This window comes from Streptomyces sp. NPDC054765, from assembly GCF_053612065.1.
This window is the reverse complement of record NZ_JBSHBP010000104.1, coordinates 1-19,128: the sequence shown is the minus strand read 5'-3', so window position 1 is coordinate 19,128 and position 19,128 is coordinate 1. Positions and strand designations below refer to the sequence as shown.

Annotated in this window: 11 protein-coding genes, 1 tRNA gene and 2 pseudogenes; 6 read left to right on the top strand and 8 right to left on the bottom strand. The window is 69.7% G+C overall.

What is annotated here, in order from left to right:
- Window positions 1–371: 371 nt before the first annotated feature.
- The 4 genes and pseudogenes from ACWGJY_RS35690 to ACWGJY_RS35675 form a co-directional block, all read right to left on the bottom strand.
- Complete coding sequence (locus tag ACWGJY_RS35690; protein WP_453265052.1) at window positions 372–1,769, bottom strand: LAETG motif-containing sortase-dependent surface protein; 1,398 nt, start codon at window positions 1,767–1,769, stop codon at window positions 372–374.
- A gap of 1,045 nt (window positions 1,770–2,814) precedes the next feature.
- Window positions 2,815–3,193, bottom strand: a pseudogene (locus tag ACWGJY_RS35685) (single-stranded DNA-binding protein); the annotation flags it as partial.
- A gap of 266 nt (window positions 3,194–3,459) precedes the next feature.
- A complete protein-coding gene (locus ACWGJY_RS35680) occupies window positions 3,460–5,700 on the bottom strand; it encodes a YfjP family GTPase (RefSeq protein ID WP_453265053.1) in 2,241 nt (746 codons plus the stop codon).
- Between the two features lie 518 nt (window positions 5,701–6,218).
- Window positions 6,219–8,390, bottom strand: a complete 2,172-nt coding sequence (locus ACWGJY_RS35675; RefSeq protein WP_453265051.1) for an ATP-binding protein — start codon at window positions 8,388–8,390, stop codon at window positions 6,219–6,221.
- Window positions 8,391–8,692: 302 nt separating this feature from the next.
- Between ACWGJY_RS35675 and ACWGJY_RS35670 the strand changes: the two genes are divergently transcribed.
- A tRNA-Arg gene (locus tag ACWGJY_RS35670) sits at window positions 8,693–8,765 on the top strand.
- Between the two features lie 177 nt (window positions 8,766–8,942).
- Here ACWGJY_RS35670 and ACWGJY_RS35665 read toward each other — a convergent pair.
- The 4 genes and pseudogenes from ACWGJY_RS35665 to ACWGJY_RS35650 all read right to left on the bottom strand — a co-directional run bounded on the left by ACWGJY_RS35665 (window position 8,943) and on the right by ACWGJY_RS35650 (window position 13,209).
- The gene (locus ACWGJY_RS35665) at window positions 8,943–9,314 is read right to left on the bottom strand and encodes a hypothetical protein (RefSeq protein ID WP_453265050.1); all 372 of its coding nucleotides are present in this window, start codon (window positions 9,312–9,314) and stop codon (window positions 8,943–8,945) included.
- Window positions 9,315–9,357: 43 nt separating this feature from the next.
- A pseudogene (locus ACWGJY_RS35660) lies at window positions 9,358–9,597 on the bottom strand (transposase); the annotation flags it as partial.
- Between the two features lie 262 nt (window positions 9,598–9,859).
- Window positions 9,860–12,334, bottom strand: coding sequence for an FtsX-like permease family protein (locus ACWGJY_RS35655; protein WP_453265049.1), 2,475 nt, complete (start codon window positions 12,332–12,334; stop codon window positions 9,860–9,862).
- Window positions 12,335–12,426: 92 nt separating this feature from the next.
- On the bottom strand, window positions 12,427–13,209 hold the full coding sequence (locus tag ACWGJY_RS35650; RefSeq protein ID WP_453265048.1) for an ABC transporter ATP-binding protein: 783 nt from the start codon (window positions 13,207–13,209) through the stop codon (window positions 12,427–12,429).
- A 219-nt stretch (window positions 13,210–13,428) separates the two neighbouring features.
- On the opposite strand from ACWGJY_RS35650, the gene ACWGJY_RS35645 reads away from it, so the two are divergent.
- The 5 genes from ACWGJY_RS35645 to ACWGJY_RS35625 all read left to right on the top strand — a co-directional run bounded on the left by ACWGJY_RS35645 (window position 13,429) and on the right by ACWGJY_RS35625 (window position 18,800).
- Window positions 13,429–14,628, top strand: a complete 1,200-nt coding sequence (locus ACWGJY_RS35645) for a sensor histidine kinase (RefSeq protein WP_453265047.1) — start codon at window positions 13,429–13,431, stop codon at window positions 14,626–14,628.
- A 32-nt stretch (window positions 14,629–14,660) separates the two neighbouring features.
- Window positions 14,661–15,368, top strand: coding sequence for a response regulator (locus ACWGJY_RS35640; protein WP_453265046.1), 708 nt, complete (start codon window positions 14,661–14,663; stop codon window positions 15,366–15,368).
- A 560-nt stretch (window positions 15,369–15,928) separates the two neighbouring features.
- Window positions 15,929–16,186: a chorismate mutase gene (locus ACWGJY_RS35635; RefSeq protein ID WP_453265045.1), complete on the top strand. Its 258-nt coding sequence runs from the start codon at window positions 15,929–15,931 to the stop codon at window positions 16,184–16,186.
- A 76-nt stretch (window positions 16,187–16,262) separates the two neighbouring features.
- Window positions 16,263–17,420 carry a hypothetical protein gene (locus ACWGJY_RS35630; protein WP_453265044.1) on the top strand — a complete coding sequence of 386 codons (1,158 nt, stop codon included), beginning with the start codon at window positions 16,263–16,265 and terminating at the stop codon, window positions 17,418–17,420.
- Window positions 17,421–18,083: 663 nt separating this feature from the next.
- Entirely contained in the window at window positions 18,084–18,800 is a 717-nt protein-coding gene (locus ACWGJY_RS35625; RefSeq protein WP_453265043.1) for a hypothetical protein, read from the top strand.
- The last annotated feature ends 328 nt before the right edge of the window (window positions 18,801–19,128 follow it).

Genomic DNA, 19,128 nt, shown 5'->3' with positions numbered 1-19,128 from the left:
CCACCCCCCAGGTCATGCCTTCGACAGGGGGCAACAGTCATGCCGGGCCCAGAGGCCAGCGGCCCCGTTGCGGAGCCGCGGAAAACATAACGGGGCACGGACGCCGGGGCCACAGACGCCGGAGGCACGAACGCCGGGTGCACGAACGCCGGGGCCACGGACACCGGGGCCACGGACACCGGGGACACGGGCACCGGGGGCACGGACGCCAAAGCCCCGGAGCGTCGCTGCGCTCCGGGGCTTTGGGTCAATCGTCGGCCGCCGCTCGCTCACCATGAGGTCACCGAGCGGCCGCCGTGTGTCACTGTGCGCCGAGCCTCACCGGCGCCGGCCAGATATCACCGGACGCCGGGCCCACCGGGCGCCAGGTGTCACTGAGCCGGGGTGCCGGCCTTCTTCTTACGGAGGAAGAACACCGCGCCGCCGCCGACCACGACGAGGACGACCGCGATGCCCGCGATCATCGGGGTGGCGTTGCTGGAACCGGTCTCGGCGAGGTCGCCGCCCTTGCCGCCGCCCGTGTTGCCGCCGACCGAGGCCGGGCTGGGCTGGGGGGAGGGCTTGCCGCTGCCGCTGCCGGCGGTCTTGCAGTCCAGGACCCCGGAGAAGGACTTCTTGAAGCCGCCCGCACCCGTGATCGTGATGTTGTACGGCTGGTCTTCGGCCACCGGGACGGTCACGGTCTGCGACTTGCCCGCGGCGATCTCGTAGTCCTTGCCGGACAGCTGGAAGTGGAACGCCTCGTCGCCCTTGTTGGTCGCCGTGACGTCCACGCCGCCCTTGGCGCAGTTCTTCTCGGCGGTGATCGCCGGGATGGCGCCCTGCTTCTTCCAGGAGACCGTGGCGGCCGCGGAGACCGTGGACTCGCTGGAGCCGGCCAGGATCTGGGTCTGGCTCTTGGCGTGCTCACCGATGCCGGTGAAGGCACGGCCGACCGGGACCTTGGTGGCGGCCTGCGCGGTCAGCGAGGTGCTGCCGTCCGCGGCGCCCTTCGGCACGTCGAAGAACAGCTGGGTGCCGTCGGCGGCGCTGGTGACCGGCTTGCCGTCCTTGCCGACGACCTTCACACCGGCCGGCGCACCGGCGGCGGGGGAGATCGTGACGCTGTCGGCGTTGGTGTGCACGGTGACCGGGCCGAGCTTGCTGCCGGACTTGCCGGAGACGGCCGGCGGGTCCAGCGTCAGCGACGCCTTGGGCTCGCCGACGTTCTGCGCACTCTTCTCAAGGTAGTCGGCGAGCTTCTCGGCCGCCGGGTCGACCGCGTCCACCTTGACGTGGTCGGAGAAGCGCCAGATCGCGACCTGGGTGCCGGCCGCGGCGGTCTTCTCGGTGAGGTTCCCGGCGCCGGCCTTGGAGGCGAGCGCGGCGAGGTCGTTCACCTGCGGGTACGAGTTCTGCAGAATCCAGCGGATCTTGCCCGCGTCCCCGTTGTTGTGCAGCGACGAGGCGCTCCAGGGCACTTCCTGGTACTTCGCCTGCTGCTGCGTCGGGTTGTGGATGTCGATGCAGTACGTCTGGAGCGTGCCGCCGTTGTCGACCGCCATCTCGAAGAGGCCGGCGCCTACGCGCTGGTCCCCTCCGTCGTTGTGCACGACCGCCTGGTCGAAGGTCTTCAGACCGCCGAGCGTGGCAGTGGCACCCCCCTGCGTGGGGGGCGTATCGTCCGCCGCGGCAGTCCCCGCGGTGGCTATCGCGCCCGCCGCGACCAGGCCCGAGGCCACGACCGCGGCGGCAAGGCGGGCTGCGCCCCGCCTCTTCATCGAAAGCATGAAATTCCCCTCTGGGCGAGGCGGTCGAGTGGGAGAGGATGCCTCGCCGGAAAGATCCCAAAGAACTCAACAGCCGAACACGTCAGCCCCCGTGAGTACTTGTCGGATCTTATGGAGCAGGCGCATCAGGGTCCCCAGTAATGGCATCCCATAAGCGATCCGAATCGTAATCGTTACCGACAACAGGCATCCTGGCCTGGCATTATCGACAAATCCCCAGGACTTTTCAGGGCATTACCACATTCCGTGACGAATCGGCTGCGACTGAGGGTGATATGGCAGGGGCATCCAGAGGCTCAGGGGGCAACGAAGTCGCGGCGGGAGCCGGGCTCTTGGCGAAGGCGTGGCTCTTGGTGGGGGTCTGACTCTTCGTAGAGGTCCGACTCTTCGTGGGGGTCTGACTCTTGGCGGAGGTCTGAACTCTTGGCGGAGGTCTGGTTCTTGGCCGAGGTCTGGTTCTTGGCCGAGGTCTGGCTCTTGGCCGAGGTCTGACTCTTGGCCGAGGTCTGACTCTTGGCCGGCACCGGGCTCCTGTCGAGTCTCGGTCTCTTGGCGGGTGTCGACCTCCTGGCAGGTGTTTCTCCGTTGGTCGGTGCCTGTCCCACGGCCGATGTCTGCCCCACGGCCGGTGTTTGCCCCACGGCGGGCGCCCGTGCATCCGTCGATGTCCGCGCGTCCGTCGATGTCCCCGCGTCCGCCGATGTCCGCGCGTCCCCGGCCGGCTGCGCGCCGCCGGCGGTTGGCGTCCTGCCGACGACCGGAGCCCTGCGGGCGGGCAACGTCTCTTTCCCGGCCCCTTGTTGATCCCGGGGCTCTTGTTGATCCCGGGGCTCTTGTCGGCCCCAGGCCCCCTGTTGTTCCCAGGTCTCTTGTGGCGACGGCTGTGACGGCCAGGGCGGCTCCGGGGGCTGCGCTGACTCCTTTGGCTCCTTTGGCTGCGTCGGCTCCGTTGGTTGCTTCGGCTCCGTTGGTTGCGTCGGCTCCGTTGGTTGCAGTGGTTGCGGTGGCTGCGGCGAGGGGGACGGTCCGGGGTCCGCTTCCGTACGCGCTGCTCGGGTGGCCCTTCGGAAGGCGGCGGTGCCACGCGCGAGATCGTGGCCGATCGCCACGGCGTCGACCTCCGCCGAGAACCAGCGCTGTCCGCCCCGTTCGGGAGGCTGCTCCCCTTCCCTCAGCCGCAAGCGCCCGTGGACGACGAGTGGTTCGCCCACCGCCACCGACGCCGCGACATTGTCGGCGAGCGCCCGCCACGACCGGACCGTATAGAAACTCGTCCCGCCGTCCGTCCAGCGCTCCTGCGTTCTGTCCCACCGGCGGGCCGTCGCCGCCAGCCGGAACCTCGCCACCGTCACGCCGGCCGTCGTCTGCCGGTGTTCCACCGCCGTCGCGGCGTTCCCCACCAGCGTCACCATCGTGTCGTTCACGGAACACGCCTCCCCCGCGTCATGCGCTCGCTCCCGTCATGTGCCGCTCGCGCTGCGTTGACCTCATGCTGCACGGATTCGGCGGGCGCCGGGGCGCCGTGTGGACAGGTGGCCGACTGTGGACAACTCGGCCACCCGGGAGAGTGAATCCGCCGCCGCACGCCCACCGTCAAGCGCCCGCCCCCGCCCCGCCCCCGTCTCGGCCCCGGCCCCGGCCCCAGCTCCGTCAAGCGCCCGCGTCCCGCACCCCGCGTCAGACACCCACGTCAGGCACCCGACGCCACGGCGTACTGCTCCCGCACCTCGCGATAGCGCAACAGCTCGGCAGCGACCGGCTCCAGCACCCGTGCCCGCCCGCACCCGGCCGCCGCGCTCCTCAGCCGCCGCTCGGCGTCCTGCCCGTAACGCCTGGCCGGGCCGCGTGCCACCACCCGGCACACCCACGTCAGCGCCGGCCCACCCACCGAACCGAGAACCGCGGGCAGCAGTCCGGAAAGCCACGCCGTCGCCTCACCCACGCCCGTGACCGCCCCCAGCATCCACAGCACACCGACGACCTGGAGTACGGACAACAGCCCCTGTAGCGAGGCGGCGACCGTCCACCAACGCGGTTTCACGGCCGGTCCGCCCCGTAGCGACTCCTCGGCATCCGCCGCCACCTTGTCCAACGCCTCCGGCAGCCCGTACGCGCCCCGGTCCGCAGCCTCCCGCACGGCCTGGCCCCACGGCGCCGGCAAGCCATGCGCCGCCTCACCCGCCACCGTCCGTACGGCCTGCTCCACCACGGGCCGCGCCGCCGCCCGGCCGTCCACCGCCGGCTCGCTCCCGCCACCGGCCGCAGCCCCGTTCGGCGGAAGGTGCCCTGACACGCCCAGGCGCCCCGCAACGCCCCGCCGCCCGCCCTTCAGCCAAGAAGCGCCCCGGACGCCACGGCTCTGGCCGGCGCCGGTGCGTCCGGCGCCGGCCGTCCCCGTATCGCAGCGGCCCGCGCAGATCTGTCCCACGTCGGCCCGTCCGCCGTTACCCCGCCCCACATCGGCCCGTCCGCCGTCGCCCCGCCCCGCCCCCGTCTGCCCCGTCTGCCCCGTACGGGCCCGCGGTGGGCCGGTCCGCCCCGCATCCGTCCGCCCGGTGCCCGTCGGCCCTCCCCTGGAATCCCCTACGTCCGTCGTGCCCACCCCGGAGCCGCCGGTCCCCCACCGGCCCCCCCGCCATCCCCGCATCCGCGCCCACGGTGACCCGCACGCGCGCTCCGCATACCGCAGCCAATCTCGTTCCGCCGCACGCCCGGTGGCCACCGCCCCGACCGCCTCCGCCAGCCGGTCGTCGAACTCCGCACGGGCCTGTTCGGTCAGCCCGACCCGGCTCTGCGCCACATACACCGACCGCAACCGCTCGGCCGCCGCGTCCACATCGGCCGCCAGCCGCCGGTCCGCCGCACCCCGCTCCGCGACGAACTGGCCGAGCGATTCACGCAGTTCGCCCACGCCCTTGCCGGTCGCGGCGGACAGCGCGAGCACGGCCGCCCCGGGCTCCCCGTGCTCGCCGAGCGCGAGGCCGTCCTCGTCCAGCAGCCGGCGCAGATCGTCCACCACCTGGTCGGCGGCGTCCCCGGGCAGCCGGTCCACCTGGTTGAGGACGACGAACATGACCTCGGCGTAGCCCGCCAACGGACGCAGATACCGCTCGTGCAACACCGCATCCGCGTACTTCTCCGGATCCACCACCCAGATCACCGCGTCCACCAGCTCCAGCATCCGGTCCACCTGAGCGCGGTGCTCGGTGGCCGAGGAGTCGTGGTCGGGCAGGTCGATCAGGATGAGTCCATGCAGCTCGGAGCTGCCGTCCGCCGGGGCGTGCCGCCGGTGCGCGGGCACGCCCAGCCGGTGCAGCAGTCCCTCGGCGCCCGGCCGGCTGCCGGGCCAGACGCAGGCCACCGGCTCCGCGGTCGTCGGCCGGCGCGGCCCGACCTGCGAACGGTTCGCCCCGGCAAGCGCGTTGAACAGCGACGACTTACCGCTGCCGGTTGCCCCGGCGATGGCGACGACGGTGTGCTCACCGGACAGCCGGTAACGCTCGTCCGCCGTCTCCAGTACCCGCCCCGCCCCCTCCAGCATCCGGCCGTCCAACCGGGTCCGGGACAGCGCGACCAACTCCCGCAACGCATCCAGCCGCCCGCGCAGCCCGCCGCCCGCGGCCCGAGGCCCCCCGTCCGCGACCCACCGGTACGCGCCCCCGCTCCCGGACTCCACACCCGCAGGCGACCGCGGCTGAACCAGCGCCTCGCCGCGCGACCGGGCCCGTGGGGCGCTGTACGCCCGCCCGCCCGACTCGGCACGGGCCCCGCCCGGCGCCCCCACCCCAGCCACCACAGCTGTCTCCGCCCGCTCCCCCCCGGTCCCTTGCCTCGCCGCCGGCCTGGGCACACCCACATCCCGCGCCCGCCGCGCAATCAACCCGTCGTCCCACGCTCCCCCCGCAACCACCGCCCGTACCACCGGCTCCATCCGCACCCCCGTCTCGCAGTCCCCCAAGGGCTCCACGGGCCCCACGGGCTGCACGGGCCGCCCCATGGACTCCACTGCCCCTCTGCCCTCTCTGCCCTCTCCGCCTCCTCCGGACTCCACAGGCTCTGCGCCCTCCACAGACCCGACCATCCCGCCGGGCAGGACCAATCCCGCAGACCCGCCGGACTCCTCCGCCCCCTTATGCGCCCTAGCCCCCGTAGACGCCATAGATGCCGTAGACACCCCGGACGCCACCGGCCCCACGGACCGAGCCGCCCCCTCACCCCCTACCGGCGTCTCGCACCCCGCCGGCACCTCGCGTCTCACCGACTCAACACGCTGCACAGGCGTCGCACACTCCACCAACACCACGCCCCGCTCTCGTGTCACGCACTCCACCGACGCCACGCCCCGCTCTGGTGTCGCACACTCCACCGGCCTCTCGCCGCTCTCTCCCTCCCCCATCCCCCGCCCACTCCCCAAGCCTTCCCCGGAACCGGCCGCCGCCTTGGAAACACTCACCCCGACACCTCCTCCTTCGCCATCGCCAACTCCCTCTCCTCCACATTCCGCTTCCGCATCTGCTCCTGCTTCCGCGCTTTCTCTTCCTCTTTCTCCTGCTCCTGCTCCTGCACCTGCACCTGCTTCCGCTTCTCCGTCTCCTTCTGCCGCTCCCGCTCCCGCTGCAATACGGACAGCGCGGCGATCAACTCCGCCTGCTGGTCCAGTGGCACGGTCAGCTGATCCAGCGGCGCCAGCCGCCGCTCGCGCTCACCGTCCAGGGCTCGCTCCAGATATGTGGCGAGCAACCGGGCGCCCCGGTCACAGAGCCGCAACGCGGTCTGGGCCCCCAGGAGGTCGGCGAGGTTCTCACCCGCCGTACGGGCACGGCGTCCGCCGAGCAAGGCAGTGGCCAACAGCGCCGCCGATTCCTCCGGCTCCACCGACCCCACCCGTTCACCGGCCTGCCCGGCACGCGCCTCACGGGTCTCCTCCTCGGCCAGCTCCTCCAGACAGCGCCGCCAGCGCCTGACGATCACGCCGAGCCGGCCGCCCGCACCCGTGGCACCCGCGGCGGCCGGCAACGAGATCTCGGCCGCCGCGGGATCCCGCCGCCAGGCATCCGCGGCCCGCTCATCGGCCTCCTCCACGGCGCAGGTCAGCAGCGAGGTGAGCCCGTGGGTCAGCGCGTCGAGCAGCTCGTCCGACCGCCCGTCGAGCCCATGGCCACGCCAGTGAGCGCGCGCGTCCCCGGACAGCACCTCACCGGCCGCGACCTCCTGCCGTACCCGCTCAGCGGCCCGCTCGTACGCCTCCTCGACCCGGCCGGCCAGCCGTAGCGCCGCGGCGTGCTGGGCGGCGGCGGCCCCGGCCAGCGCGGGCAGCCGGCTGCGCAGTGACGCGATGACCCCGGCGGCTGTGCGGTCCGCGGCGGCGGTGCGGGCTACGGGGTCCTGGGCATGCCGCTCCAGCCAGTCCCGCAGCGCCGCCACGGCCGTGGCGGGGAGCAGCCCGCTCCCGCCGCCGGCCGACTCGGGCAGCTCGGGAATGGTGAACCGCGGGACGTGGCCGAGGCCGGCCCGCTGGAGAAGTTCTGCGTACCGGCCGGAGATGTCCGGGGCGATCTGATGCGGCACCCGGTCCAGCACGGTCACCAGCGTGACGTCGTACTCCTTGGCCGTACGCAGCAGATGCCAGGGCACCGCATCCGCGTACCGGGCGGCCGTGGTGACCAGCACCCATACGTCCGCCGCACAGATCAGCTCCGCGGCCAGTTCCCGGTTGCGCGCGACCAGCGAATCGATGTCCGGGGCGTCCAGCAGCGCCAGCCCGCTGGGCAACGCCCGGTCCGTCTCGATCCGCACCGTGAACATCCCCGGCTCCCCCCCGCCCCCCACTGCACGCACGCCCGTGCCCCCGCCGAGGCCTACGCCACTGCCGCCGCCCAGGCCTACGCCACTGCCGCCACCCGCCCCGTCATACGCCCCACCTGCATACGCCTCACCGTCATCCGCCGCCCCATAGCCACCACCGACCGCACCACCACCGGCCGCCCGCCCCCCGACCGCATAGCCGTAGCCGTACGCGGCCCCCTGCGCGCCACCCCCGCGCGCCTCCTGCCGCGGTCCCGGTCCGTGTCCCTCGTCGAACCCATGAGGCGTACGGGGCCCATGCGCCATCCGGACGCCATGCCCGCCGGCGGCCCCACGCCCCGCGCCGGGCGTCACCCGGCCCCCGCCATGCATCCCGTAGGCACTGCGGCCCAGGCCGTCACCCGCCGCATACTCGTCCTCCCCGCCGTCGTCCTGCTCGGGGACCCACACCCGGGCGAGCTGCGGCAGGACCCGTGGTCCGGCGAACCAGTGGAGATCGTCGGGATGGCAGACCAGCACCGGCGTACGCGTCGTCGGACGCAACACCCCCGCCTCCGAGACCCGCCGCCCCACCAGCGAATTCACCAGCGTGGACTTGCCCGCTCCGGTCGATCCGCCGATCACTGCGAGCAGCGGGGCCTGAGGGGAGCGCAGGCGGGGAATCACATAGTCATCGAGCTGGGCGAGCAGCTCGGCCCGGTTGCGCCGGGCTCGGGCAGCGCCCCGCAGCGGCAGTGGAAAGCGTGCGGCGTCGACGCGGTTACGCAGAACGGACAGTGCGTCGATCAGCCGGGGTCGTACGTCCAAGGTCGCCACATGTGCAGAATGCCCAATTTCGTTGGGTTTTTGAAGCGTATAACCCCTCGTGCGCGCCGGAAGAACCCACACAGAACGGGATGAGTGACGCATGGGACGTTCGCGACAAGTGAGGCCCAGGCATAACGAGTGCACAACACCCGCCGCACGAGACGTCAAAAACGGTGCAGGATTCGCACCTGCCTGCGATTATCGGGACCGCTTCACCGAACCTCCACAACGTGCCACGGAGGTGAAGCAACCGGGACGAGGCACCCGGACCCCTATCCTTGTGCGCGGTCCGTGATCCACGTCCACACCCGGCCCCCGTAGCTCAGTGGATAGAGCAGGTGCCTTCTAAGCACTTGGCCGCAGGTTCGAGTCCTGCCGGGGGCGCTTTCCAAGACCCTTCCTTCGGGAGGGTCTTTTTGCTGGTCAGGTCACGTGTAGCCGCATACGCAAAAGAGTCAGACCCTCCCCTGGCGATCATGGGAGGGTCCGGCTCTGTCCGGCTGTCACCGGGTTTCTGCGGGTGGCTGCGTCGAATACGGGTCGAAGTTTTCGCGGCGGCCCTCAGCCCGCCGCGGGGACCTCCGGCAGGTCCCCGCCCGCGTCGATCTGCTTCTTCAGGTCCGAGAGCTGGCCCGAGATGCATCGTGCATAGGTGGCGAGCAGCACCGGGACCCTGTTGCCCGCCCACTCGGCGACCTGCGCAGGCGGAACACCATCGTTGAGCCAGTTGGTCAGGCAGGTGTGCCGCAGGTCGTAGACCCGCTTCCCGAGCGGCGAGGCGAAGTCCTCGTCGCTGAGCACCTTCAGCCTCGCGGTGCGCCATGCCCGTCGGATGACCGACCCTGCGAGCATGCCGCCTCCCTCGCCTTGGAACAGCCGGTCGCCGGGCTTCAGCTCCTCCGCACGGACGTGCTCGCGGAGGATCTTCGTCAAGGCTGGCCGGCAGGGGACGACGCGGGTGTCGTCGGAGGCCCTTGGCTCTCGACCAAATCATGAAGCGCCGGTGCACCGTCGACTTCGACACCCCGAAGCACGGCGGCAACGCCCGCCAGGTACAACCGCTGACCAGCACGAAGATGATCGCCGCGAAGAGCGTCTCATCAGGCGTGTTCTGCGTGCCGCCACCCTGCGGTCGCACCCGGTCCTCCGGAATCAGCGGCTTGGCGATCTCCCACAGCCCGTCCGGAACAATCCAACTCCACGCCCCCTGACTCATGTTGAGGAGTTCTACCCCGCCTCACCACATAGGACACGGTCTTACTGCGGCCGTTCACCACAGGGACGAGGTGTGGCAGAGGCGACCGGTGGCGGCTGTGTGTATCGGGTGGCCCCCACTGGGTGCAGAACCCGGTGGGGGCGATGGTGGTCAGGGCGATGGTTGATCGGTCATGGCGGAGGTGTCCCGAGTGGGTAGGGATCCGGACTCCGCATGGCGTTCCCTTGTTATTCGGTGTCCGTGGTGATGGCCTTGAGCATCGTTATTCGGTGTCCGTGGTGATGGCCTTGAGCATCGGGATTTTCGCGGCCTGGCGCCCCGGCCAGAGGGAGGCGAGGACGCCGATCGCGGTGGTGGCGAGGAAGAAGAGGAGCGTCCTGCCCCACGGGATGTCGAGGGGGACGCCTTCTTGGCTGAGGACGGCCGCCACGCCGATCGCGCTGCCGGCGATGAGGCCAAGTGCCGAGCCGAGGAGACAGATGGTCACCGACTCGAGGCGCAGGACGGAGCCGACGCGTCGGCGGTCCAGGCCGAGAGCCCGCAGTACGCCGATCTCCCGGACGCGTTCGAAGACGGCCATGCTCATGGTGTTGACCACCCCGAGGGCGCCGATCAGCACGGTGACGCTGAGCAACGCGTACAGGATGTTCAGGAACGGGGCGCTCTTCGCAGCGACGGCCGCCCTCACATCGGCACGGTCCTGGACGAGAAGCACCGGGTTGTCCAGGGTCCGCTGGATCTCCTTGTGGAGCGCGGCCGTCCGGCCGTGGGCGGCCTTGATCAGGATGGATGCGGTTCTTGGCCGGTCCTCGGAGTGGGAGGTGCGCGGCAGGGCCTTGTCGGAGATGAGGAACGGGGTCAGGTCGTCCGGGCCCTCGTAGAGCGCGACGATGGGCAGGCTGGTCTTCGTGCCCGCGCCTCTGAGGGTGCCGGTGACTCGGGAGCCGAGTCGCCAGCCGTGGGCGGCGGCCGTCCTTTCGGTGACCGCGATGCCGTGGTCGAGCCGGTCCAAAGAGCCCTTCCGGACGGTGATCGGTGCCAGGCGTTGCACCGTGGCGGGGTTGACGGCGGCCGTCGGCAGGGAGTCGGTGCCGGACAGGCCGAAGTAGGTGCGAATGATCGGCGTGACGGCCTCGGCGTCCGCAAGCCGTGCCACACGGGCGGCGGTGTCATCGCCGATCTCGGCGAAGTCGACGGCCGTGATGCGCAGGTCCGAGGTCATGGAACGGTCGGCGTCCTGCTCGTCCATGCGGTTGACCGAGGTGATGGTCACGGTGACGGCGGTGACCATCGCGAGGCCGACCATGAGGGTGGTCGCGGTGGCCGCCGTACGGCGTGGATTACGACGGGCGTTCTCCACGGCGAGCTTGCCGCGGATGCCTGCCAGCCGGGTCAACGGGGAGCGCAGCAGCCCGGTGGCCCCCAGGGCGAGCAGAGGTGTGAGGACGATCAGTCCGATCAGGAGGATGGGTACGGCGCCGAAGAGGAGGTTCTGGCTGCCGACGGCGGCAGCGACCAGCAGGGCTCCGAACGCGGTGACGGCCAGGCCGATGATGTTGCGGCGGCGCAGCGAGGCAGCGGTGGGGGGCTCGCTGGTGCGTAGCGCCGCCACGGGCGGAACGGCCGCCGCTCGACGGGCCGGGAGGTACGCCGACAGTACGGTGACGCCGATGCCGACCGCGAATGCGGCGACCACGGGTGTGACGGAGAGGAGCTGCAAAGCGGGCCTCGGTCCTGCGGTGACGCCGAACAGCCTGTTCAACAGCGTCGCGACCCCGATCCCCAGCACGTAGCCGGCGACCGAGGCGACCGTTCCGACGATGGCGGCTTCCGCCAGGACCAGGCGCATCACGTACTTCCTGGTGGCGCCGACCGCACGCAGCAGCGCGTGCTCGCGGGCGCGGGCCGCACTGAGCATGGTGAAGGTGTTGGCGACCAGGAACGTGGAGACGAACAGGGCGATGCCGGCGAAGCCCAGCAGTATGGTGGTGAGCTTCTGGTCGTCGTCCGCGGAGGCCGCCTCCAAGTCCAGGTCCGCTCGGGTCGCGGCGCGGAATCCGGGAGGCAGCAACCTCCGTGCCTGTTCGGCGAGTTGGGTTTCCGGTGTACCGTCGGCCGCGGTCAACGTGATCGCCGAGTAACTGCCCGGGGCGGAGGCGAACTGCCGTTGCGCGGTGCGGGTGTCGAAGGCGGTGAGGGTGCCGCCGGCCGCCGTGCGACTGTCCTGAGCGGTGAAGACGCCGACCAGCCGGGCTCTTTGGGCCGTGCCGTTGACGACGATGCGCACCCGGTCGCCCACCTGGTAACCGGCCCGTTCGGCGGCCTGCCGATCGACGGCGATCTCCCCGGTGGCACGGGGGCCGCGGCCCGCCGTGAGCGGGTAGCGAGGGTCCTTGCCCGTACGGTCGGGGACGTAGTTGACGCCCGCGGCTTGGTACAGGTCGCCGATCAGGGTGCCGTCGGATCCGACGAGGAAGGATCCGCCCTCGACCGTGCCACGGGCCGCGGAGGCGCCGGGCAGCCTGCGCAGCCGCCGCAGGAGCGAGTCGTCGAGTTGCGGGGTGCCGCCGGAGGAGGCCGCGGACGACGATCGGGCATAACGGTCCGGTGTGATCCTCACCGATACATCGGGTTGGGAGTTGGTCTGTGCACGGACCACGGCCGTGCTGACGGACTCGCTGTAGATCAGCGAGCCGGTCACGAACGCCACGCCCAGCAGCACAGCGAGGGCGGGCATCGCGAAACGGAGGCGGTGGGAGCTAAGGGTGCGGACAGCGGCGCGGAACATCGACGGCTTTCGGGAGGGGATCGCTCGGTGGGTCATCGCGGTCAGCCGACTCGCTGCGAGACGTCGAATGCCTTCATCTGTTCCAGCACCCCGGCCGCGGTCGGGTCCGGCATCTCATGGACAAGGCGTCCGTCGGCCAGGAAGAGGGCGCGGTCGGCGTAGGCCGCGGCGACCGGATCGTGGGTGACCATCACGATCGTCTGGCCCAACTCCTGTGCGGAGGACCGCAGGAAGGACAGGATTTCGGCCCCCGCCCGGGAGTCGAGGTTGCCGGTGGGCTCATCGGCGAAGACGATGGCCGGCCGGCCGGCCAGGGCCCTGGCGCAGGCGACCCGCTGCTGCTGGCCGCCGGACAGCTGGGCGGGACGGTGGTCGAGCCGGTTCGCCAGTCCCAGGAGGTCGATCAGGTCCGTCAGCCACGCCTGGTCAGGGGTGTGCCCGGCCAGCTGGCACGGCAGGGTGATGTTCTCCCAGGCGGTGAGGGTGGGCAGCAGGTTGAACGCCTGGAAGACGAAGCCGATGCGCTCGCGCCGCACCTTGGTCAGCTGTGCGTCGTTCAGCGAGCCCAAGTCGGTATCGCCGATCCGCGCCGTACCGGACGTGGGGGTGTCCAGTCCCGCCAGGCAGTGCATGAACGTGGACTTGCCGGAGCCGGAGGGCCCCATGATCGCGGTGAACTCGCCGCGCAGGAAGCGGGCCGACACCCCGGCCAGCGCCATGACGCGGGTCTCGCCCTCGCCGTAGATCTTGGTCAGGTCACCTGCGGCGGCGATCACCGCGCCGTCCCGCTCGGGGGACGAGAGGGCATCCGTCCTCTGGTTCATCTCATTGCTCCTGCACAGCTGCTTGTGGAGTGGTGGACTGGCCGAATGGGATCGGCCGAATGCGGCGAGGGCGTGGCCGGCGGTCACCGGGGCGTCCCTGGTGTCGATCCTTCGGCGTGGTGCGGGGCGGCGGATCCACCGGAATGCCGAAGCGGCCGCCCTCTGTCTCGGCCGAATGACTGATACGGCGTGTGCGGCGCTGCCGTAGCGTGACCTGCCATGATCTCCGCTTTCCAGGCTCTTTCCCGTACCCGGCAAGCCCTGCTGTGCCTCGTCGGCGCTGCACTGGTCGTCCTCGTGGTGCTGGAGGGGCTCAACGCGCCGTACCTGCCGGTGGCTGCGGCCACGGCAGTCTCCGGGGTTCTGTGCCTGGCCGCCCTGGTCGCGCCCGAACGCCTGCTCGCACGGCAGATCGCCCTTGCCACGGCCGCCTCGGGCGCCCTGTCCGTGGTGGAGGCGCAACTGCAACTGGCCCACCGTCCCGAAAACTCCCCGGGCATGGTGGAGTTGTGCGCATTGCTGCTGCTGATCACTCGCGTCGTGCGGCGTTGCCCGGCATCAAAAGCGGTCGTCTACGCGGCGGGACCGGCTCTCTCCGCCACACTGCTCTTCCTGCGGCTCGCCAACCGGCAGGACATCCAATTCCTGATCCCCCTGATCGCTGTGGTTGCGGTGCCGTTCATGGTGGCGCTCGGGCTGTGCCTGCGGCGGTACGACACTCTGCGCGCCCGGGAACGCAAGGTCATCCAGCAGGCCCAACGCATGGAACACGCCTGGGAGTTGCATGACTTCGTGGCGCACCACGTCACGGCGATCGTCGCCCAGACCAAGGCCGCACGCTTCACGGCCTCGGCCGGCCACAGCCAGTCCCCGGAAAACCTGGACCGGATGCTCGCCGAGATCGAACGTGCCGGATCTCAGGCGATGGGGGCGATGCGCACCATGGTCTCCGCCCTGCGGGACACCACCACACCCGCCACCACGCGTCCCACGGCCGATCTGAGCATGCTGCGGGACCTCACGCGGGAGTTCTCCGTCCTGGGCCCGCCGACTGCCCTGACCCTGGACCCGCAGCTCACCGAACGCGGTCTCCCGCCCGAGACCATCACCACGGTCCACCGCGTGGTGCAGGAGTCACTGACCAATGTCCGCAAGCACGCCACCGGAGCCGACCGGGTCGAGGTGCGGGTCGCCGTGCAACCCGGCTCCCCGGACCGGCTGGAGGTGTCCGTGACCGACGACGGTCGCGGCGGCACCCCGGCCGCCCGTGGGAAGGCGGACGGGAGCGGCTATGGCCTGGTCGGTCTGGCCGAGCGGGTCGAGGCGATCGGCGGGCATCTCACCGCCGGTCCACAGGGCGGAAGCGGCTGGCACGTTCTGGCGGTTCTCTCCCTGGACGCCGCGTCCTCCTCCGACTGACGGAGAGCGCACCACCTGCGATCCTGTCCGGCATGACGATCCGGGTACTCCTCGCCGACGACCAGCAACTGGTCCGCTCGGCGTTCCGCATGATCCTCGACTCCCAGCCGGACATACAGGTCGTCGCCGAGGCGGCGGACGGGGTCACGGCGGTCGAGCAGGCCCGGCGGCTACGGCCCGACGTCTGCCTCCTGGACATCCGCATGCCGGGGCTGGACGGCCTGGAAATCACCCGCCTCCTCGCGGGGCCAGATGTCCCAGCCCCCGTGAACGTCGTCATCGCCACCACCTTCGACCTGGACGAATACGTCTACAGCGCCCTCCGTAACGGCGCCTGCGGCTTCCTCCTCAAGGACGGCGCTCCCGGCCTGCTCACCGAAGCGGTGCGAGCCGCGTCCATGGGGGACTCGCTGATCTCTCCTTCGGTGACCGTCCGCCTGCTCGCGCACATGGCGCCACATCGCAGCCGGCGGCCGGCCACCTCTCGGGCCCGCCCGGTCCGTACGGCGAAAGCCGGGCCGGACGCGCTGGTCGAGCCCCTGACGCAGCGTGAACTCGACGTCATACGCCTCGTCGCGCGAGGCCGTACCAATGAGGAGCTGGCCGCCGAGCTTTACGTCACCCTGTCCACGGTCAAGACCCATCTCGGCAACGTCCAGCGCAAGCTCGCAACCCGCAACCGCGTCGAGATCGCCGCCTGGGCCTGGGAGAACGGAATCTGCACCGGCGACCAGGGCTGACGGACAGGGCCACCCCCTGCACGCAGCCGCGTCAGATCACCGCCACCCCAGTCCTCGCTCACCGACCGAAGTCACCGGCTCCGCAGGGGCAGCACAGCCATCGTCGCGCAGTTCCTCCGCATCCCGGCACGCACGGTTCAGCAAGTGCTGAAGCCCGTCCGGCGTGTGGTGACCTGCGAATCCAGCGAGTTGCCAGTCGTTCTTGCGGGCCCACCGTCCCCAGCGAGCCGCGCGCATGGCCCCGCATCCGCCACCGAAGATCCGCTCGGCTGAACCGCTGTCCCACCCGCAGCAGCAGCCCTTTCAGCTCGGCCGCCCACCCCGCCGCCGGCCCCCTCTCCTGCACGACCAGGGCAAGGGCCACGCCGCACCGCCGGTCACGAGCCGCCGCCACATGACGAACCGTCAGCCAGCTCCACTTATCACCAGCCCCTGACCAGCGACGATAGCGAAACTACCGCTTAGTATTAATCCCGCTTTGATATCACTTGATCACACACCGCAGCGTTTGTATATGATGATGCCTCAGGAAACCCCAGCGAAAGGCCAGGTGGTCCCTTGTGGCGATTCCTTCAGAAACTCCGGGATTCATTGATGAGCATCGGGCCCGAATCGATGAGATAGATCAACAGCTGATCGATCTGATCAAAATCCGAAAGGGAATATCCCGCAATATTCAGCAGCATCGCTTAGGAGCCGGAGGGACGAAGTCTGACATATCCCGCGAGAACAGCATCCTGCAGAAGTACCGTGAAGGCATAGGGGATCAACAGGGTGTGGCTCTCGCCATGAAGGTGCTGGAGATTTGCCGAGGCTAGTTTCTCGTCGACGAAATCACCTCTCCATCCCGCTATTCCCTCAATTGGAGGTCTTTCCGTGAAGACAATCGAAGACATGATCAAGCAGCACGAATCTGCACGCTTAGACTCACTGAATCTCATAGTGAGCGAAAATCGCATGACCGAGCGGGCGATGTCCCCCTTGGGATCGGACATATCTCAGCGCTATGCGGCCGATTTCTATTACGGCACGGCAGCTGCTCAAGAAATTACCGAATATACCACCAATCTCGCCAGCGAAGTATTCAACGCACGGTACGCGAACCTATCGCCGATCTCGGGCAATATGAGCCTGCTGGCGGTCGTCTTCGCTCTCTCCGAAGTGAATGATCACGTGGGACGAATTCCCCCGTTCTTCCCTGGAGGGGGCTACCCTCTTGATTATGCAGTATTCGACCGCCAGCCCCTGCCGCTACCCTTCTCGGACAAGAACTGGCAGGTAGACCTTGATGCCACGGTCTCCCTTCTCAGGGAAGTAAATCCGCCCCTGGTCGTTCTGGGTTCCTCCATCGTCACCTATCCTATGCCCGTTCGGGAAATCAGCGATATTGTCCACTCGTACGGAGGTCTGGTCGCGTACGACGGGTCGCACAGTCTTGGCCTCATTGCAGGTGGCCAATACCAGGATCCGCTGCGCGAGGGTGCAGATCTGCTGCTGGGGTCGACGCACAAAACATTCCCTGGACCGCAAGGTGGTGTGATCCTCACCAACAGCGAAGAAGTTCACAAGCGAGTGGAAGTTCTTTCAAACTTCCGTCCGCTGAACGGGCCAACCCTTATTTGCAACCCGCACCTCGCTCGGATCGCGTCGACCGGAATAGTCCTCGAAGAGACCGACTGGAAGAAATACGCAGGGCGGATTGTCGAGAATGCGCGGGCTATCGCCGCATCTTTGCAGGAAGAGGGCATACCTCTGCGGGGAGTTACCGCCGAAAACTTTCCCGAGCTGACGTACTGCCACCAGGTCCTCATGGACATCCCTCTGGAAGACACGCCGAGGCTTCGCGATCACCTCGGGCGGCACCGGATCAATGTGGATGGATTTCTTCGCCTCGGGGTTTCGGAGATAACTCGCCTCGGCTTCACGGTTGAAGAATGCAAGGAATTGGGGAGTCTCATCGCGACCCTCCTCAGGAACGAAAATGAAGTTTCGGTCGATGTTGACCTGCGAATCCAAGATCTGATTGAAACGCACCGGGAAGTTGTCCTCTGACGAGAACAACAGGGCGAATCTCTATTACGTGATGGCGATACCCGCTCCCGCCACCGAACGGTGGCGGGAGCGGGTACGGCCGGAAAACCCGGGCCGTGGCCGTGGCAGTCTCGATGCTCGCGGTGATCCGTCTGACTGCCCTGCCGCCTGCCGCCTGCCGCAGTCGGCAGGCGGCGCCCAGAGGGTGGCGGTCGGCAGACCGTCCTGCGCCGCCGCCGCTGTGGGGCTCGATGGCCACCGACCGTCAGCGTCCTGCGCCGCTGACGAGACCCGTACACGCCTACACGGCTTGCGTGTCGGCGCTCCAGCTCGCCTCCTTCGAGGGCTGGGGTGCTTCGTCGGGGGCGCGGGCCGTATGGCGACTTCGGCCGCGCCCTGCCGGGTCGCGTGACTTCTGAGTGTCCTGACCGTTCCGACCGTGGGGGGCGGGACGCCTGTGGCGATGGCCTGACCTGTCGGATGCCCTTGGTTCCGGCACGCAGCCGCGCGCTTCCCCACCAGGCGGACGCACCTGGTTCTTCGGTTTCTCCTCGGCGTCCTTCCCCTGCTCACACCCTTGTTAGCCGGACGTTAGCGGAGCGGCAGGCTTGCGATAGCGGCCCCGATCAGAGTGGGTGACGTACCGAGGAAACAACGGCTCCGACTGCCCCCGGGGGACCCGAAATGAGCTCCAGCGCCACCGTCCGCACCGCTCGTCGCCGCACTCTGCGCATTGCCGTCGCGGCCCTGACCGCAGCCGCCGGCCTCAGCCTGACCGCCTGCTCCGGCTCGGACGCCACCGCCGCGAAGCCCGCGGGCCACACGAGCACCAGCTCGGCCGCCGCCAACTCCGCGGCCTCGGGCTCGTCCGGAGTGGAGAGCTCCGATGGCAAGGCGAGCCCCGATGCCAAGAGCGGCACCAAGCCGGACGCTGCGGGCAAGCAGTCGGGCGGCGCCGAGTCCGCCACGACCAAGGCGGCATCCCCGGTCCGCACCCAGCGCCTGGCGGACGGCATCAGCAAGGCCGAGATCTACAAGCTCGGTGGCCAGCGCTACCGTGCCAAGATCGTCGCTCGCGGTTCGGTTCTGGCCACGATGGAGACGACGGGGCAGGACGCCGACGCCGGGCTCGACGCCAACGACATGTTCATCGTGCTCACGATGGGCGGCGAGGTTCATTCCTGGATGGGCGGCGGGCACCAGGGACCGGGCACCTTCAAGCTCGCGGGCGGCTGGAAGGCCAAGGTCACGAAGGTCGGCGAGCTGCGGTACCGCGCGCAGATCATCGGCTTCGAGGGCGTGGCCGCCACGCTGGAGACGAAGGGGCACGACGTCGGGGTCGACGCCAACGGCGTGTACATCGTGCTCAGCAGCGGCGGTGTGATCAGCGCCCACAAGTAAAGGACCCGCCCGGCTGCGGCGGTGGAGCCACCTCCGGCGGAGCGGCCACCACCACCGCAGTGACGGAAGCGTTCGGCGGGCCCCGGGGCCCGCTCGTCGACCAGACCGGCCCCCCATCCGGCCACCTTCGTCAACCCCAGCGGCTGACCACCGCGGCGCCGCCCTGGACATGAGCCGAGAACATCTCTGAGCGGGACCAGCTCAGAACGCGAAAGACAACCAAGGAGATCACTATGAAGTCGTGGCGTTCCCGTATCGGTGTCGGTCTCGCAGTCGGTGCCGCAGCAGTCGCCATTCCGCTGTCCGCCACCGCCGCCTTCGCCGCCCC

Bases quoted from the DNA above. Each gene is read 5' to 3' on its own strand.
- ACWGJY_RS35690 (WP_453265052.1), bottom strand. From the start codon at position 1,769: ATGCTTTCGATGAAGAGGCGGGGCGCAGCCCGCCTTGCCGCCGCGGTC.
- ACWGJY_RS35680 (WP_453265053.1), bottom strand. From the start codon at position 5,700: ATGGAGCCGGTGGTACGGGCGGTGGTTGCGGGGGGAGCGTGGGACGAC.
- ACWGJY_RS35655 (WP_453265049.1), bottom strand. From the start codon at position 12,334: ATGCCCGCCCTCGCTGTGCTGCTGGGCGTGGCGTTCGTGACCGGCTCG.
- ACWGJY_RS35650 (WP_453265048.1), bottom strand. From the start codon at position 13,209: ATGAACCAGAGGACGGATGCCCTCTCGTCCCCCGAGCGGGACGGCGCG.
- ACWGJY_RS35645 (WP_453265047.1), top strand. From the start codon at position 13,429: ATGATCTCCGCTTTCCAGGCTCTTTCCCGTACCCGGCAAGCCCTGCTG.
- ACWGJY_RS35640 (WP_453265046.1), top strand. From the start codon at position 14,661: ATGACGATCCGGGTACTCCTCGCCGACGACCAGCAACTGGTCCGCTCG.
- ACWGJY_RS35630 (WP_453265044.1), top strand. From the start codon at position 16,263: ATGATCAAGCAGCACGAATCTGCACGCTTAGACTCACTGAATCTCATA.
- ACWGJY_RS35625 (WP_453265043.1), top strand. From the start codon at position 18,084: ATGAGCTCCAGCGCCACCGTCCGCACCGCTCGTCGCCGCACTCTGCGC.